This window comes from Lacrimispora brassicae, assembly GCF_054772055.1.
In genome coordinates, this window is the sequence record NZ_BRYH01000006.1 from 166767 (window position 1) to 183963 (window position 17197).

The 17197-nt window shown below is 41.2% G+C and carries 19 protein-coding genes, 2 tRNA genes and 1 pseudogene; 12 read left to right on the top strand and 10 right to left on the bottom strand.

The annotated features are described in order from the left end of the window. Positions 1–4: 4 nt before the first annotated feature. Genes ACYVD3_RS03850 through ACYVD3_RS03865 form a run of 4 tightly spaced genes read left to right on the top strand, consistent with a single transcriptional unit; the run spans position 5 to position 2562 of the window. Entirely contained in the window at positions 5–1015 is a 1011-nt protein-coding gene (locus tag ACYVD3_RS03850) for a FecCD family ABC transporter permease (protein ID WP_460641190.1), read from the top strand. Between the two features lie 5 nt (positions 1016–1020). After that, entirely contained in the window at positions 1021–1791 is a 771-nt protein-coding gene (locus tag ACYVD3_RS03855; protein ID WP_460641377.1) for an ABC transporter ATP-binding protein, read from the top strand. Continuing rightward, positions 1788–2093 carry a hypothetical protein gene (locus tag ACYVD3_RS03860; protein WP_460641191.1) on the top strand — a complete coding sequence of 102 codons (306 nt, stop codon included), beginning with the start codon at positions 1788–1790 and terminating at the stop codon, positions 2091–2093. The genes ACYVD3_RS03855 and ACYVD3_RS03860 overlap by 4 nt, the downstream gene beginning before the upstream one ends. Next, positions 2086–2562, top strand: coding sequence for a GNAT family N-acetyltransferase (locus tag ACYVD3_RS03865; RefSeq protein ID WP_460641192.1), 477 nt, complete (start codon positions 2086–2088; stop codon positions 2560–2562). Before ACYVD3_RS03860 ends, ACYVD3_RS03865 begins: the two co-directional genes overlap by 8 nt. Before the next feature lie 227 nt (positions 2563–2789). On the opposite strand, the gene ACYVD3_RS03870 is transcribed toward ACYVD3_RS03865, so the two are convergent. Continuing rightward, complete coding sequence (locus tag ACYVD3_RS03870; RefSeq protein ID WP_460641193.1) at positions 2790–3047, bottom strand: zinc ribbon domain-containing protein; 258 nt, start codon at positions 3045–3047, stop codon at positions 2790–2792. A 248-nt stretch (positions 3048–3295) separates the two neighbouring features. Between ACYVD3_RS03870 and ACYVD3_RS03875 the strand changes: the two genes are divergently transcribed. After that, positions 3296–3439 carry a hypothetical protein gene (locus ACYVD3_RS03875; protein ID WP_460641194.1) on the top strand — a complete coding sequence of 48 codons (144 nt, stop codon included), beginning with the start codon at positions 3296–3298 and terminating at the stop codon, positions 3437–3439. A gap of 218 nt (positions 3440–3657) precedes the next feature. On the opposite strand, the gene ACYVD3_RS03880 is transcribed toward ACYVD3_RS03875, so the two are convergent. Beyond that, a complete protein-coding gene (locus ACYVD3_RS03880; RefSeq protein WP_460641195.1) occupies positions 3658–5331 on the bottom strand; it encodes a S8 family peptidase in 1674 nt (557 codons plus the stop codon). A 421-nt stretch (positions 5332–5752) separates the two neighbouring features. On the opposite strand from ACYVD3_RS03880, the gene ACYVD3_RS03885 reads away from it, so the two are divergent. Next, complete coding sequence (locus ACYVD3_RS03885) at positions 5753–7105, top strand: PQQ-dependent sugar dehydrogenase (protein ID WP_460641196.1); 1353 nt, start codon at positions 5753–5755, stop codon at positions 7103–7105. Positions 7106–7449: 344 nt separating this feature from the next. On the opposite strand, the gene ACYVD3_RS03890 is transcribed toward ACYVD3_RS03885, so the two are convergent. Next, complete coding sequence (locus ACYVD3_RS03890) at positions 7450–7650, bottom strand: cold-shock protein (protein ID WP_013272236.1); 201 nt, start codon at positions 7648–7650, stop codon at positions 7450–7452. Between the two features lie 354 nt (positions 7651–8004). On the opposite strand from ACYVD3_RS03890, the gene ACYVD3_RS03895 reads away from it, so the two are divergent. The 5 genes and pseudogenes from ACYVD3_RS03895 to ACYVD3_RS03915 all read left to right on the top strand — a co-directional run bounded on the left by ACYVD3_RS03895 (position 8005) and on the right by ACYVD3_RS03915 (position 10712). Next, positions 8005–8136 carry a hypothetical protein gene (locus ACYVD3_RS03895; protein ID WP_460641197.1) on the top strand — a complete coding sequence of 44 codons (132 nt, stop codon included), beginning with the start codon at positions 8005–8007 and terminating at the stop codon, positions 8134–8136. 44 nt (positions 8137–8180) lie between these two features. Beyond that, complete coding sequence (locus ACYVD3_RS03900) at positions 8181–8393, top strand: hypothetical protein (protein ID WP_460641198.1); 213 nt, start codon at positions 8181–8183, stop codon at positions 8391–8393. Between the two features lie 565 nt (positions 8394–8958). Next, positions 8959–9201, top strand: a pseudogene (locus ACYVD3_RS03905) (DUF4317 family protein); the annotation flags it as partial. A 258-nt stretch (positions 9202–9459) separates the two neighbouring features. Next, positions 9460–10170, top strand: a complete 711-nt coding sequence (locus tag ACYVD3_RS03910; protein ID WP_460641199.1) for a hypothetical protein — start codon at positions 9460–9462, stop codon at positions 10168–10170. 158 nt (positions 10171–10328) lie between these two features. Beyond that, positions 10329–10712 carry a VOC family protein gene (locus ACYVD3_RS03915; protein WP_460641200.1) on the top strand — a complete coding sequence of 128 codons (384 nt, stop codon included), beginning with the start codon at positions 10329–10331 and terminating at the stop codon, positions 10710–10712. A gap of 267 nt (positions 10713–10979) precedes the next feature. On the opposite strand, the gene ACYVD3_RS03920 is transcribed toward ACYVD3_RS03915, so the two are convergent. Beyond that, a complete protein-coding gene (locus tag ACYVD3_RS03920; RefSeq protein WP_460641201.1) occupies positions 10980–11222 on the bottom strand; it encodes a CsbD family protein in 243 nt (80 codons plus the stop codon). Positions 11223–11358: 136 nt separating this feature from the next. Next, on the bottom strand, positions 11359–11607 hold the full coding sequence (locus ACYVD3_RS03925) for a GlsB/YeaQ/YmgE family stress response membrane protein (protein WP_460641202.1): 249 nt from the start codon (positions 11605–11607) through the stop codon (positions 11359–11361). A gap of 606 nt (positions 11608–12213) precedes the next feature. Between ACYVD3_RS03925 and ACYVD3_RS03930 the strand changes: the two genes are divergently transcribed. Further along, on the top strand, positions 12214–12456 hold the full coding sequence (locus ACYVD3_RS03930) for a hypothetical protein (RefSeq protein WP_460641203.1): 243 nt from the start codon (positions 12214–12216) through the stop codon (positions 12454–12456). Positions 12457–12740: 284 nt separating this feature from the next. On the opposite strand, the gene ACYVD3_RS03935 is transcribed toward ACYVD3_RS03930, so the two are convergent. The 5 genes from ACYVD3_RS03935 to ACYVD3_RS03955 all read right to left on the bottom strand — a co-directional run bounded on the left by ACYVD3_RS03935 (position 12741) and on the right by ACYVD3_RS03955 (position 16400). Next, positions 12741–12814 (bottom strand) — tRNA-Val (locus ACYVD3_RS03935). A gap of 6 nt (positions 12815–12820) precedes the next feature. After that, a tRNA-Ala gene (locus ACYVD3_RS03940) sits at positions 12821–12893 on the bottom strand. Between the two features lie 91 nt (positions 12894–12984). Next, a complete protein-coding gene (locus tag ACYVD3_RS03945) occupies positions 12985–13932 on the bottom strand; it encodes a 2-hydroxyacid dehydrogenase (RefSeq protein WP_460641204.1) in 948 nt (315 codons plus the stop codon). 144 nt (positions 13933–14076) lie between these two features. Next, positions 14077–15168 (bottom strand): aldo/keto reductase, encoded by a 1092-nt coding sequence (locus ACYVD3_RS03950; RefSeq protein WP_460641205.1) that lies wholly within the window; start codon positions 15166–15168, stop codon positions 14077–14079. Between the two features lie 416 nt (positions 15169–15584). Further along, a complete protein-coding gene (locus tag ACYVD3_RS03955; RefSeq protein WP_460641206.1) occupies positions 15585–16400 on the bottom strand; it encodes a hypothetical protein in 816 nt (271 codons plus the stop codon). Between the last annotated feature and the right edge of the window lie 797 nt (positions 16401–17197).

The following is a 17197-nucleotide window of genomic DNA, read 5'->3' on the forward strand; positions in this document are numbered from 1 at the left end:
AGAAGTGGATCAAACAAAAAATAAAATACAGCCGGTGGGGATGCTGTGGCTGCTTGCGCTTCTCTTGCTGGCTTCCATATTGCTGTCTTTACTGGCCGGACGTTTTCCCATATCCCTGGCAGACGTTATAAAGACGCTGTTAGGGTATTCAGAAGACCAGCAGATCGCGCATATCATTTATCAGGTCCGTCTGCCGCGGATTTTTGCTGCCATCCAGGTGGGAGGAGCGCTGGCGGTCAGCGGCGCGGCGTATCAGGGGATGTTTAAAAATCCGCTGGTATCGCCTGATTTACTGGGAGCGTCTTCGGGCGCTTCTTTTGGCGCTGTGCTGGGAATTGTTTTGTCGGTTGGCATTGCCGGCACCAAGATAATGGCCTTTGCATTTGGCCTTGTGGCTGTTATGATGGCATGGTTTATTGCCGCGCGGATCGGAAAAGGAAATAATACGGTGTTTTTATTGGTATTAGGGGGAATTCTGGTCAGCGGCCTGTTTCAGTCTTTGATCACTTTGATGAAATACACTGCGGATACGGAAAACAAGCTGCCGGAAATCACCTTTTGGCTCATGGGGAGCTTAAACAAGGCCACCTGCCAGGATGCCATAGGCATGGTGGCGCCTTTTTCCATATGTATCGCAGTCTTGGTGTTTTGCAGCAATAAAATCAATATTCTTTCCTTAGGTGAGGATGAGGCAAAGGCATTGGGCGTGAATACCCGGTGGCTGCAAGCCGTCATCACCATTACAGCCACCGTTTTAACAGCATATTCCATATCAGTGACCGGGACAATCGGGTGGATTGGGCTGATCGTTCCCCACTTGGCAAGAATGCTCATGGGTCCTAATTTTAAATATGTGATCCCCGGCTCTCTGCTTTTAGGGGCCGTTTACCTTTTGCTGATGGATGATTTGTGCCGCAGTTTAATGACCATTGAGATCCCTCTTGGAATCACTACATCCCTGGTTGGAATCCCCTTCCTCATATTTCTGATGAGCAGAAGAGAAAGCGGTTGGTGAAGCAAATGAAAATGGAAATGAAAAATCTAAGCTGCGGCTATCATGGCCATGCAGTGATCGAAAATATCAATATTACCATCGGAACAAAGGAAATGTGGTGTGTGCTTGGGTCGAATGGGGTGGGGAAAACGACGTTTTTTAAGACGGCCCTTCGCTTGCTGGAGCCTATAAGCGGTGGTATTCTGTTAAATGACATTCCCCTTGAAAGCTGGAACAGGAAGGAGCTGGCAAAGCAGATCGCCTATGTTCCTCAAAACCATGTTCCGCCCTTTGCATTTACAGTTAAGGAGGTCATTGCCATGGGAAGAAATCCCCATCAACAGGGCATGGGAAAGCTTGGGGGAGAGGACCGGAGGGCAGTGGAAGAAGCTATGGAGCTGTTGGGGATTGAATCTCTTTGCAATAAGGATTATACCCAGATCAGCGGAGGGGAGAGGCAGCTTACTCTGATCGCCCGGGCCATTGCCCAGCAAACGTCCATATTGGTTATGGACGAGCCTGTTTCCAACTTAGATTTCGGCAACCAGGCCAGGATTATTTCCCATATCTGCGGTCTGGTGGAAAAGCTTGGCCGGACCGTAATTATGACGACTCATTTTCCGGACCATGGGTTTTTGGCGGATGCAAATGTATTGATGCTCTTTAAGAACAAAAAGCATTGTGTGGGGAAAGGCAGAGATATCATTACGGAACAGGCCGTAAAAGAGTTATATGATATTGAAAACCGGATTCTTTATTTAGACTCCTGTAAAAAAACGATTTGTGTGTCATTGTGAAAGGGGAAGAAGTTCCGTCTATTCACCCAAACGGGAATTCAAAGCTTCCCATGGAAGACACCTGTTATTCAAAACTCAGGAAAAATAATGGATATAGTCAAATCGGTTGTTTTCCCCCGATCCATGGTGACGTTGAAAACTTAATATTGACCTTCATCAGTTTTTCAGGTATTATGATACAAATATCAGGAAGAAACTGGAAAGAGAGGGCAAACTATGACACACCTTGGAACGGTATATCTGGAAACGCAACGGCTGGTATTGAGGAAATTTACCTTAGAGGATGCGGAAGCAATGTTTAAAAATTGGGCTTCCGATACCCAGGTCGCAAAATATCTGACATGGCCGGCCCATAAGGATGCTGACACTAGCAGAATGGTGCTGAAAAAGTGGGTAAACGACTATTCCGGGATGGACAATTACCAGTGGGCCATTGCCTTAAGAGAGTCCCCGGCTGAGCCCATTGGTTCCATAAGCGTGGTATCCCTCAACGACAGTGTTGCCTCAGCCCAGATCGGATATTGCATTGGACGCAAGTGGTGGCATAAGGGCATTACTTCTGAGGCTCTTAAACGCGTTGTGGATTACTTATTTGATGAGGTGGGAATGAACCGCATAGAAGCATGGCATGACACCCAAAATGCCAATTCAGGCGCTGTCATGGAGAAATGCGGTATGAGATACGAGGGGACAATGCGGCAGGCCGGCCGCAATAATGAGGGGATCCGTGATCTTTGTTATTATGCCATATTGTCCTCTGACAGAAAATGATAAGTATCATGGAATCCGGCAGGGCGGCAGGGCCGGTTTGCCACAGTCCAAGGAAATATAAGGCAGTGCTTTGAATTAAGGGGCTGCCGCAAAAGAGAGAGTCTGCATCAGATATTGAATATTACACACCTCTGTGTAAACAATATCAGGTCTTGGTCCCCTTTTTGCGGCAGCCCCCTGCCGTCATATATAGGTTAGGTAATGTTTATATTTTATCCGGATTGTGATTATTTCCAGCGTTTAAGAGTTGGCAATAAAGCTGTGATTACTTTCCTTGCTTCTTCGTTTCCCATAGATCTGCCTAGAGCAGGCACGATCATATCAGCCATTTCTTCCATGGTCAGGTGTGGGTCAATGAATTTTCCGCTTTTATAGCAGTTTGTGCAGTAAATGCTTCTGTTTCCGTCAGGTTCTGTTGCAATGAAATGAGCATGCTCTTTGTTAAAAGGTAGACTGCAGCTTTGACACATCGTTACTTCTGCCATTTTCATCATTCCTTTCATATAGTAACTCAGTCAATAGTTGGTTTATATTGCAAATTGAAGCTGGTTTTATTATAAAGGAAGTTCTTGGGGCTTGTCAACGGCAAGCCGGAAGGCTTTTGCGGGATTTAAATTTAACGGCCGGTTCAGACCCTGATGGAGGACATTAAGATACTGTTAAGATTTCCTATTCTCTCTTCCTTTCCAAGGCGATTTTCATTAAAATAAAGATGGAGAAGGAGGATTAATTTATGAATACCTTTATTATTATTATGATTGCTATTTATGGGGTCATAGGTGGGTTGTCCACCCTGTATTTGTTTTTCAGCATGCCTGCGGTTATTATATGGAAGATTTACCGGAAGTTTAAATATCACATATCTTTAATGAATTAATGGTTGCATAAAATCCGAATTTTAAATAAAGGGTGTGCCTTTCTATGATTTTCACATGATAGAAAGGGACACCCTTATGCATATAAAGTTGTGGCTGTGAAAGAACGGCAGGCCTGGGGGGCGGGTGCAGTAATATCCTGAATAGACATGGTCTTTCACGGAAATGCCTCATTCCATGACATGGCTCCAGATACCTGTGACGGTTATGACCGGGTTCTTTAAACATTGGTAAGCCTTCGAAACAGATTGTTCACATCCATCTGGCCATATCCCCATATGTTATTGGGATAAATAATGGCGCTTTCACGCCGGGCGCCTCTTATCAGCAGGCGGTTTACATCGTATCCGGTCATAGAAGTATAATTCCCTCTGGGAATGGCCCATTCCAGGATCATGGCAATGGCGCCGGCTGTGTGAGCTGCCGCTGCTCCTGTTCCGGTAATTGTTCCATACTGGTTCCCCGGAACGGCACAGGGAATCTGATAGCCTGGAGCGGCGATATCTGGTTTGACCATGCCGCTTCTGGTGTAGCCTCTGCTTGATTCTATGAGTATGCTGTCATTAAACTGGTTATAGGCCGTAACTGTCAGTTGATGGAGTCCGTTACCGGGAGAGGTTATGGTTGTATCCGGGTTTGGACTGAGAAAAAAGGTTTCATTTGAAATAAGGTTTCCGGAAGGCAGCCAGGCATGGAAGGATATGGGCTCGTTTTCAGTGCTTTGGACCCGAATGCTCCAGACTCCTGGCTGGGGATCCTTAAAGCGAAGCAATATCAACTGGTCACCGGTTTCCTCTTCAAATATAAAGTTATTGACCCAGATCACACTTGGAGTGAAAATAAAGTTGAACATTCTGCAGGAACCGATGGAGGGATAAATAAGCTGAGTGGATTCCCGGTTTGGTGAAGAAACATCTACGGCCAGCCGTCCAAAGGCATAGGGCCATATTTCCATGGAAAATAATTTATCCTGTTCCCCTACTCTTAATTCAAAGTCATTGTAAAAGGGAGCCTCCGTCGTATTGTTAAAGTAATGTCGGCGGTTGTTTCCTTCATTCCCGGCGGAAACAGAAAGACCGATTCCGGGAAGCCTGCCTAAATAGTTTAGAAAATTGCTGAGGGCGCCATTTCCGTCATGACCTTCCTGGCTGCTTCCCAGGGCGATACATATGACTACGGGACGGCTTACACTTTGCGCATAGGCATTCAAGTAGCGTATCCCCAGTATGATATCAGATTCCTGAAAGCACAAAATATCGTCTGGTACAAAAAAGATTTCCTTAAGATTTTGCTTTGCATCCTTTAACTTTACAACTACCAGTTCGGATTCCGGTACAACACCGGAAAAGGTACCATCTGGACTAGGTTTTCCGGCAATTACGCTTGCAATGGCTGTGCCGTGGCCGTTGGTGTCAACAGAAGGTACAATGGATAAGGGGTTATCTGATCTCAAGGCAAGATTAATAATCTCTCTTTTATATTCAGTTCCAAAGGTAAATCCTTCGGGAGGGGAACCTTCTTGTACGGACTGGTCCCAGAGAGAAAGGATTCTGGTGGTGTTATCATTATAAAGGAAGGCCCTGTGCTGGTAATCAATTCCGGTATCTATGATTCCAACAATAATCCCCCTCCCAAACAGGCCTAAAAAAGGATTTCTCTGTACGGTGCCGATCCCTGATTTTTCGATGCTGACAGTAGAAGTTGGCACATAGAGAGTCGGAAAGCTGTGATAAGGATACACTCCTAAGTTGCAGGGATCCGAGTTTGTCTTCGGGATGTGAAGAAGAGAGTGCCTGAAATTCAGCGTTGTAATGTTATCCCCGGAAGCATACATGGGGATTGAGACATTATTAATAATGAGGTCATAGTAGTTATTGTCCAAAACTTTTTCCAAATTTCAGCCTCCAGGTTTGGTTCGAAAGGAGCATTTGTTTTATATTATGCAGCAGGAGTGCTATTATGAGCAGCATAAAGGTTTGTTTTATTCTGAGTTTATGAAAGATTGAGCTCCCTGGGGCCGGATGGGCCTGTCGACTTCAGGCAGCAACGTGTTGCTGATGTTTTTGCCATTCGATTGATAAAAGACGAATTTGATGACGAACTGTCGGGAACTTCGCTATGGGGATCCTGATAGGACCAGAACCTGGGCTATGGGGCAGAACTGGGGGCTATCCCGAAAGTGTAATGCTCCATAAACGGGAGGGACTGGCAAGTTTAGGGGGAATCCTGACGGTTGAAATATTTAATACTGAGTGGTCATCATGTTATAAAGGTTGCCATATATTGTAAATAATATATATAGGCGGAGATCAACGGTGAATTTCGCTACAATCAATTATCAGCAGAAGTTATACATGCATCAGGTTCCGTATAAACAGAGAGAGCTTGATCCTAATAGAATAAGTGTACCTATGGGTTATGAAATAGAGGTCTTTGCTCAAGGATTAAATGCACCAATTGGAATGGTTTTCACAGAAAATGGCGATATGTTAATTGCAGATTCCGGAATAGCTACAATGAACCCTCGGGTTATGCGCATAAGTAATGGAAATATTGCGGTTGTTGCTGACGGCTTTAATGTCCCGCTGACTGGAATAAATTATAAAAATGGATATATTTATGTGTCGCATAAAGGAGTAGTAACTGTTATTAATCCGGATGGTACAAGAGAAGATATTATAAATGGCTTGCCAAGTTATGGAGACTTTAGCAATAATCGGGTCGAGTTTAGTAATGATGAGAAAATTTATTTTGGACAGGGAACAGCAACAAATTCCGGTGTAGTAGGACTGGATAATATCTGGGTTTTCGATCATCCTTATTTTCACGATTTCCCAGGTTCCTATATCATTCTTAATCACACTAATTATGAAACTGAAAATGTGCTGATACCAGCTATGGAGCCGGCTGTTACCGGAGCGTTTTCCCCTTTTGGAGTTCCTAATATCCAAGAATTCCAAGTGAAAGAGGGTAGACTATTAGCTTCTGGCAGTGTATTAAGAGCAAATATGGATGGCTCTGATATAGAACTGGTTGCATGGGGACTTCGTAATCCGTTTTGTATGAAATTTGATGGCTTAAACCGACTGATTATATCAAATCAAGGAATGGATACAAGAGGAAGCAGACCCATTGCTAATGCATTTGATGAATTATATTTATTTAATACAGGGGCATGGTATGGCTGGCCAGATTACTCAGGGGGATCTCCTATTACAATGCCCAGGTTTACTCCCATCAGAGGCAGAAAACCTGAATTATTACTTAACACCATTCCATCGTTTCCGCCAACACCAATTGCAGTTTTTCCGTCTGGCTCCAATATAATGGGATTCGACTTTAACAAGACACCAGATTTCGGACTGCTTGGTGACATTTATATTGCGTGTTTTGGCGGAATCCAATATGAAGAGTCCAGCGAATATATACGTTCAGGTGTAGGGCATAGGATATTGAGAGTTAATATTGTTAATGGAGATATATTAACATTTGCTATAAATAAATCGGGATTTCCAGAAGAAAGAGGGTTAAGCAGACCCACTGATGTTGCTTTCGGACCTGATAATGCAATGTATATATCAGATATGGCAATAGCTGATTTAGATATGCCAAATGTTTATTTGCCAAATACAGGAGTAATATGGAGGATTAGAAAAACAATGATGTAAATATCATGTGGGATTTATTTTGGATTAATTAGATGTAAAAATTACAGATACGAAGAATGTCAGCACAACTTGTAGCTGAGAAATCTGGATTTATTATAAGTGTTTTCAGAACTACCGACTATTTATATTAATGTTGGTAGTTTTTTTATGTAGCAGCTTTGTCATGAAAATTGAAAACTTAGGTTGAGCCAGCAAGGAATATATCATAAACCTTGCTGACTTAGCTGTAATAATTAAATATTGCTCTGACTTTTTAACCTACAGATTGTTGGTACATATTCATTCTATCAATGGGTATTTTGAAGAAAATGGATAAGTTAGATGTGATATTAATACGTTAAGGATTAAGCGATGTGTACATTTACGGCCTGTAAGCCACGAGCGCCGTTAGTAGTCTCAAAAATTACTGACTGGCCATCTTCTAAAGATTTGAAGCCTTCCATAGCAAGACCGGAGAAATGAACGAATATATCGTTACCTTCTTCGTCGCAGATAAAACCGAACCCCTTTTGTGCATTAAACCATTTTACTGTACCTTTTTTCATAAAAGATACCTCCTTAAAATTATATTTATTTTAATAAAAATTAAAAATCGCATATATGTGTAAATCATCAATAGAATAATGACTTACAAATACATGCGAAATCAAAACTTTATTTAAAATACTGATTCAGTGTATCATGGTCTTACAAAGAAGTCAAGCAAAAAATCATACAATGCTTTTAACTTGTGAGAATATCACCTTAAGATTCCCTTTGTTTTTTGATCCCTCAAACGACACTTATCCACAATAATGTGGAAATAATTGTGGATTGATTGTTAATGTCTGAAAATACGACACAAAACAGCAAATTATTACAGGCTTAGCGACGAAGCTGTTCCCCAGGGGTTTTCCCGTATGTGGGATGATATCCCTGACATAGGGCAGAATCATGGGATAGTTCCGCCTAGAAGTGAAGGCGGTAATAAGATGCCAAAAGTGACCATTAAAAAGCGGATGGGACAGATGGCTTTTATTATGCAGCACTAAAGAAAATCACCGAGGCGGAGTGAAGAGAAATTTGAAGGAATGTAATGCTTAAAGCAAAAAGCGGCCTTGATGTAGCTGAAACATTTGAAGAGAGATATGTTGATGTGTTAAGGGGTATTGAATCATTGCAATATTCCTTGGAATTGACTGAATGCAATTTTGCGTTGAGTGCTTATAAGTATGCCGATGTCCATAACAAGGAAAGGCCCGCATTTCGATTATTTAGGCTAAAGGGGGAATTGCCAATAAGCACTTAAAACACTAAAATAGGGAAAATATGAAGCTTACATAGGCATTGCAGATAGGAAAGTGAGGAAAAAGGCAGCAGAATCATTGTGACCTGCTGTCAGGAAAAATAATTGCACATTGAAATGGGATATGTTACCATAGTGACATGGAATAATCGTGTCACTGCAAGGGCGTTGGCCTTCCATCATACATAGATGGGAGGTGGTGTGGATGAAATATGACTTTAAAGACCTTATGGCCTTTGGCATGTTCATAATCGCATTACTTACCTTTATTTTCGTTAATTGTAAGTAGCGTTTTTCTATAAAGTCCCAGAAATGGGCAATAGAAAACCACCCTTGTATACTTGGTAGGTTGAAAGGGTGGAGCTTTCTATCGTTTTGACGGCCAACCCCTTGTATTGGGGCGGTTGTTCCTTTTGTGTATTCATTATAACATTTCTGGAAATCAAAATCAAGAGCCTACGATGCAATTATAGGCGGTCCGCCTTGTCCTAATTATTCTTCCAGTTTTAAAAACCCTTCCGACTCCATTTTTATATCAATTCTTCCTGAAACATAGCAAGGATTCCTTTTCCCGGCATTTAATGACCGCCAGACAGATATCAACGGCACCCCGTTTTATGTCAAAAAGCCAGATATGAATTACAGAAAATTTATCGAAGAGGTAATATGGGCATATGAACCGCTTACGGCTCACAACCAGGAATTTGCATTCAAGAAAATAACTGAGGAACTTTTAGGAGAGAACTGCAGCTTTGGAGCCGTTAAGGAAATTTATGGAGATATTATGCGTTCCTCACTCACTGGAAGATGATGGTAACCAGAAAGGTCTTGATACTGTTGTTGCCGGCCTAACATCGGAAGGAATGGTATATAAAGTACTTCCTGCCTCCATGTCACCCATTACATAACAGTACAGATGCACCAATCCTGTTTTATCCTTGTGGATTTGTACCCGTACATTTGGACTACTTAGGTTGCAATATTTGGAGGCAACAAAATTGCTATTTATCGGAGTTGGGATTTTATTTAAATGGTGATATAATTTAAAAAAGATAAATAGGGGAAAAAGATGAAAAAGTTTATAATTTTACTGTCACTTATATTTTGTTTGACGGGTTCTATTGTAAGTTATGCAGGGGGGTGGACTCAAGATTCAAAAGGTTGGAAGTATATAGAAGATAATGGTGCTATGTTAGCAGATACTTGGTTTCAGGATCCATCAAATAAGTGTTATTATCATTTTGATTCAAATGGATATATGAGTACTGGTATTGTAAACATTGATGGGATAACATTTTGTTTTACAAAAGATGGGGTACTGCAATTTAATGGAAAAACTAGTGATGGTCGTTTTGTAGATGGAAAAGGACAGGTTATTGATGATGTAAATGATGGCTATACATTCATATTGTCATCAATGACAGAGAATAAAGTTGGATATAATAGACTTCTTGTAATGTCAATAAAAAATGAATGCAATAAACCATTTACAATTAAACCAACATGTTGGATTCTTAGAGAGGGACAGAAAAAAACATTATATTTATATGATACTGAGACACGTACTTTTTGTAATGAAAGGATAATCAAGCCAGATGAAACATTAACTATAAGTTATGTTGTTGATTCAGATATTTCAGAATTTTATGTTGATGAAAGCAGTCGCTTGCAGATGTATTTTGTATTTAATAATGAAGATTTTTCTTGTTCTGGAAAATTAGGAATACCAAACAGGGGTCATTATTCCGAGGAAACCTTAAAAAACTATAATATAGAATAAAAATTAATTGGCGGGCTACGGTACAATCGGGCCCGTCATTTACTATTTATCTTAACAATAATATTATGCTCAAAGTTATTTATAATTGTTATTGAGGTCCTATGTAATAATTTTCTTTGTTACAATTAAGAAAATGAAAAGGAGGATATAAAACTAATATGATTATAAGATTAAAAACTGTAATATTAGAATGTCGTGATATACCGCAATTACAGTCTTTCTACACAGGTCTTTTGAATTGGCCAGTTGTGTATGAACAAGAAACTTTTGTAGGAATACATTCGAATGATGAAGAAATGGGAATAGCTTTTCAGTATGATGAAAATTATATTCCTCCAGTTTGGCCATCACAGCTAGGGCAGCAACAGATGATGGCGCATTTAGATTTTGCTGTAGCTGATAAGAATGAGTTAAAGGAAGCAATGGAAAAAGCAACTATGTTAGGTGCAAAAATTGCTAATGAGCAATATGGTGGTGGAGAGTGGGTCACTATGCTTGATCCTGCTGGACACCCGTTTTGTTTTGTTGTATGGAGTGAATAATAATAAATATTGTATTTCAATCTGAAAGCAGTATTCAAAATTAAGATGCTGCTTTTAAATTGCTATTACCTGGACCAGGGCGGTAAGATGGTCGTGGATCCGGTAACACTCGGCAGCATAGTAAAACATGAAAAAAGCAGAATATAAAAGACCAACTATTAGTTTTACGCCGATAGTCGGTCTTCTGCTGTTTATTCCGTCAGTTTTTGTTTATAGCATAAGATTTAATTGAAGAAAAGGGCAAGGTCAAAGTATCAAAACAAGTACTTATTTATTTTCTTTCTTCACCGAATCAATTAAATCATTTGCCTTCTCAGCAATTGCTTCTTTGATATCCTCACTGATTTGTACGGATTTTTCCTTAGTCTCTTCAACTTTTCCCCTAGTTTCGCCGGCAAGCTTTTGCAGTTTACCATCCAGCTCCATTTGTTCAGAGTCTATAGCTTTTCCAATATTTTCTTTCATAGTACCCACAACTTTATCCGTTTTACTTTTAATAGAATCATTCATAAATTACGCCTCCTTTATTTAGCTAATCTTTCCATAAACCTACAAACAAATATTTTTAAAATATAAGCGCCTTTTTATGTCAATATATTTTGCCATTCATTTTTACTTCAAAGCCAATAAAAAGCCGCTGTTTATTTTATTTGTGAACTTTATTAAATATCCACAAAACAATTAATGAGCCTATAAATGCGACCAAAAGACTCCAAAGATTAAAACCGGAAACGCCTGCTCCCCCTAGAAAACTCATAATGAATCCGCCGATAAGCCCACCAATAATACCCACTCCAATATTTGCGAATGCACCCATTTTTCTATCGTTTCCAGTAACCATGCTTGCAAGCCAACCAGCAATAGCACCAATGATAATCCAACCGACAATTCCCATAATAATCTCCTCACTTAACTTATTTTCTAAATATAACACATATAACCATATAATGTCAATAAATTTAAGAAAATAAAATATATTTTCTGTATTTTATAATGCCTGATTTATGTCAAAGTGAAAATGCCTCCATTCGTTTTATTAGCCTACCTCTAAAAATGCTGCTCGGAATTCTGATAAACAAATATTTCAAAAAGCGGGTATCTGGTATTCCGGGCCGCCTATATATTTTGCTTATTTTCGTTTGAATTTATACAATAATAGATTGCGTGTTGATATATTTAGTTAAAACTAACTATAATAATGAAATAAATGAGATATTTTTAAAATTAAAGTACGTTATGATTAACTATTCTGTGAATATAATCATATTTAAAAAAATATCAAATCTCCTAAAAATTTTATTATTAATTGCAGCGAACGTTCATTTTTTTTGCAGTAAGCGTAATAGGCTACGTGCAAAACATACAAAAAGTACCGTGGATTATAGATAATTTTACCAAATATAGAAATCCCATACATTGCTAAATTATGTAAATATAGTATAATTCTGATTATAAATCACGATCACGTGATAATTTAAGGCTGGCGAAACAATAAGTATCCTTGAAAAATCAAACATACGTTCTTACAATTAAACAAGACATGACTAAGAAAAATGTGGAATTGGATTATGTAAAATTCCGTATAGCGGAGAAGGGGGCATCATTTATGCACTTAAGTAAAAACAGCGTATTGTCACATGCAAAGAGAAAGACAGACAAGGATATAGTAATTGGGAGTAGGAGGGGAGAATATGAGATTGTAAACATTGATGGATATACAAACACGGGAACTATAGAAAGCTAATCTATTCAAATAGATTAGCTAATAAAAATGACAGAAGAAGAGTTTGATTTATTTTTAAATCTTATTGATTATAAAAAAATAAAAGGATCACGAAGTTTGCCATCTGGATACATAATATGAGAAAGAGTAATATTTCATAGGGTTTACGTGTGATATTTCGTGTGATATCGTGTTGCGTTCAAAGGTATATACGTGTCTCATTCAGCAAAATCTTGCAAAGCCCAATATATAAAGGACCCTAGTATTTACAATGAATTCTTGTATTTACTAAGGTCCTAAGATACTGGAAGTAATGGGGCTCGAACCCATGACCTTTCGCGTGTGAGGCGAACGCTCGTCCCAGCTGAGCTATACTTCCGTTACATGGAGATAGCGAGACTCGAACTCGTGACCTATGCGTTGCGAACGCATCGCTCTCCCAACTGAGCTATATCCCCATGTCTAAATTATAGCACGATGATCGGGAATTACAAGTATTATTTGTGCAAATAAAACATGAAATTTCATCATTTCTATTTTGATTTTGTCTTAAAGAATAATATTTGACTGGCGGCCTTCCATCCAGTTTGTGATGTTGTCAAATACGATTTTAGCCCGGGCTTCCATGGATTGTTCTGAGGCAAAGGCCACGTGAGGGGTGACGATAGTGTTTTTGCTTTTAAGAAGGGGATGAGCTGGATCAAGAGGAGGCTCTGTCTCAAATACATCGATTCCGGCGCCGGAAAGGTAGCCGGTATTTAAGGCTTCAGCCAAAGCATTGGAATCCACCACAGGGCCTCTGGCGGCATTGACTAAGTAAGCACCTTTTTTCATTTTTGCGATAGTGTCCCGGTTAATTAAATGGTGGGATTCATCGTTTAAAGGACAATGGAGGCTTACGATATCAGAATGGGATAACAGCTCATCAAGGGATACGAATTCCATGAAGGAAGGCTCGTTTCCAGTCAGACGGCGTTTGTAACCCAGAACCTTACAGCCAAAAGCGGAATAGAGCTCTGCAGTCCTTGTACCGATAGCACCGGCACCTATGATCCCCACGGTTTTTCCCATAAGTTCACAGCCCACCAGGCCATCCTTGGTTTTTCCTTCCCTGCAGCGGGCTTCCACCTGGGGCACGTTGCGAAGAAGGGAGAGGACCAGGCAGATGGTAAGCTCTGCCACGGCTTCGGTGGAATATCCGGCTGCATTGCTGACCTTGATTCCCCTTGCCTTTGCTGCTTCCAGGTCCACATGGTCGACTCCTGTAAATGCAACATCTATAAATTTTAAATGTTCACATGCAGATATTACCTGTCCGGACAGAGGCATATTGGCAATCATAATCACATCCGCCTGTTTGGCCCGTTCAATCTGGACTTCAGGATCAATATTCTTTGGATAGGCTGTAAAGCTGTGGCCGGCTTCGGTCAGAGGCTTTGCACATTCATTGAGAAGGTTGTCCGGGATTCCCAGGGATTCTAATAATACGATGTTCATAGGTATCACTCCAATCATAATAAGATCTGCAGGGCCGCAGTAAGCGCGGCCCTGCAGATCTTATTATAGCACTGATTGAAGGATTAAAAAAGATGGGATTTATTTTGCTGTCATTTCCGGATAAAGAGTCTGAAATATTTGCATTTATCCAGCAATCTCAGACAGTCTCTCTATAATGGGCAGATGCTGTGTGCACAGCTTCTCGCATTTGCCGCATTTGATGCAGGTTCCGGCTGAGTCTTTCGATATCTGCCAGTGACCCTTCAGGCGTTCAAACATATCATTTCCCAGCAGCTTCATGTTGTAGGCATCCATGAATTTGGGGATATCGATGTCTTTGGGACAGTGCTTGCAGTATGCGCAGCCGGTACAGAGGTCGTTGATAATCATGCCTTTATTCTCGTATTCCTCATAGATTTCAGCAGCCGGACGTTCCGATAAATTTTCCACGGATTTCACTGCATCATCTACATGGGCTTTCGTGGTGCAGCCCGCAAGGGTGATTGTGATCTCTTTGTGGGAAGCCACGAAATTTAAGGCGGCCTGTGCTACGGTAAGGTCAGTTCCTTCTGTCAGATAGCGGAATGTGTCTGGGTTTCCAGGTATCAGGCCGCCTCCCAAAGGATTCATGACTACAACGCCCATACCACTGTCATAGGCGGCTTTGATGCCTGTCTGGCGGAAGCGGTAGTTGAGGGCATTGTAACCAATGAGCATTCCCTTAAATAAATCTGAAGCTACGGCAGCCTCCAGCTCATTGCCCTGCATATGGGAAGAAAATACGATATTGCGGATCAGTCCTTCTGATTTGGCTTTCTCAAAGAATGAATAAAGAATATCCACCTGTTTGGAAAAGGAATCCAGATTTAATATGCACCACAGATGATAAAAGTCCAGATAATCCACCTTCAGCCGGCTTAATGTGGTTTCCAGCCTTCTGCGAAAGTCTGATTCTGTGTAGCTGCCGCCTACCGTGCCCAGGTTGGTTTTTGAGGAAATATAGTAACTGTCTCTGGGAAGCTGGGAAAGGGCTATTCCTGTGATGGTCTCGCTTTTATCATCGCAGTAATAAGGTGCAGTATCAAAGTAGTTGATGCCTTTTTCATGGGCATACAGCGCGACTTCAGCACATTTTTCAAAATTGCCTGATTTGACATCGTCTGCGTCATATCTCATACAGCCCATGCCAATGGCGGAGACTTTCATACCGGTGTTTCCATACTGTTTGTAATACATATAATACCTCCAGAATTTATTTGTGGATTCAGAATTTTTTAAAGATACCCCAGTGATTCCAGGTGTATTTTTAACCCGGTTTCAAGGGGCGTATGCGGCAGACTCACTCCCGCCTCCCCCAGGGCAGACAGATCATAGATCCGATGGCACAGATGCCCGCTATACTCCGGGTGTTCCTTAAGGTAGCCTGTCAGCGGGATCTCTTTTATGTTCACCTCTCTGTCAAGCAGTTGTCCGATGATCTGGGGCAGCTACTGGTACATAATTTTTTTAGTACATTTAGTATATCTTGCCCAGTAAAAATGTGCAATAGAGAATGCAAAGTTAAAATTATATTTAAAAACTACAGATTGCTGCAACGGCGGCTACGGCGGTTTCCTTGAATTGGGACTGCATTATGATAATATTGCGTTTCATCAGTTTCCCGACTCCCAGGGCGGGATGGAATATGAGGCGGGAGAGTATTGATACCGGTCAGCCAGTGCCTTGTCAAATAGGAACGGATCCAATTCCTGTTCTCCCACGGCGGCGGCAGTACAGTCTATATAGGAAGTCTGGCTGCCCAGTTTAACGGCATTCCAACTGTGTTCGATTCCCTTTTTTGTGCCGATTATGACCCAACAGGGAATTTCAAGCTGGTCACATATTCCCTTCAGTGCTCTGGAGTAGCCGGTGCAGACTGTATTTTTGGTAACCAGGGCACCATAGGCAGTACGGTCAAAGTGCATGGATTCCGCCATGCGTCCGGTACCGGAAAGGGAGGCAAGTGCGTAATCGTAGGAAGCATTGCCGGATACCTTCTGGAAGGCCGTGTTAAGAAGATCCTGAGGCAGGTGCGATGGGGCAGAATGGCGTACATCTTCCGCCATTTGGATCATTGCGGAAGAAAGACTATTTGCCGCTGTTTTTAGTGAATCTTCAGAGGCCTGCATGGATAAACGGATTTCATAGGTGCGGAGATCCCCATTCTCCGAAAGGGGGGTAAAGCTTAGGGCAGAGGTTTCACAGGGAAAGGAAGCGCAGTTTATCTCGTAGTTGTCAATGAGATTGAAAATGGAATCATCAGACAATCCTTTGGGAAGCTGTATTACAGCAACCGGAGAAGGAAAAGTATCTTCCCATTGGGAAATCAGGCCGGAAATTTCCTGGGGTGCGGCTACGGGTCCGGAAACCGGGGCTGTGAGAATCAGGGAAACTAACATGGGCAGGAACGATAAAAATTGAATATTCATGCAAAGAGCTCCTTATAAAAAATCAGGGTTGATTTTTAAATATAATGCTGTTATAGTGAAAATGAACAAAAAAAGTTAGGTAACCTAAAAAAAATTGTACCTAACTTTTATTATACCATCGTTATTCTCATTTGAGAATAACAAATTGCTACTTTTTTAGCATTTTTATTTGCATAAATTAGATAATTGGAGCCTCTGCCTTCACTGATAGTGTAACTCATACTTTTCAAATGAGGGCGTAGTTCAAAGGCATAGGTACCGGCGCCTGCAAAGGCCTGGTTAAAAATAGAAATTGTTTTTTGAAAGCTGTTATGAGGTTCGGGTACTGGGTGTCATGGCATCTATAAGCTTTCAAAAGGAGCCGGGTATCCTCCTGCGGGGCGTAAGGCTTTAAAAGTGCCCAGTTAGAAAGCCCGCAGTCAGCAATTCTGACTGCCTCTATTTTGCCGGTGTTAACCTTACGGGCAGTGTTGTTATCGTAGCCATGGATAAGCATTGCATGGACTGCGCTGACATAAGAACCAGAATCAGTGAGATATACCGTGCTAAGGGGGGATAGTATTTGCCGGTGTACTCCACAATGATTCAAGTCTCATCGTCTAAGCTTTTGGGAGAGCAGGCCAGCTCTTTTGGTTCACTTGCGGTGCGGCGGATTGAAAAAGGTTTTTCCGCGATTTTGCCCAGGAGTCCCATGATGGCGATCATGGGTTTGCTTTTGGAGACATCAATACCAGCGGCGTTTATAAGTAATCTTCCAATCAGTGATGGCAGGTAGTGAGGAATTATGGTTTGCTCAT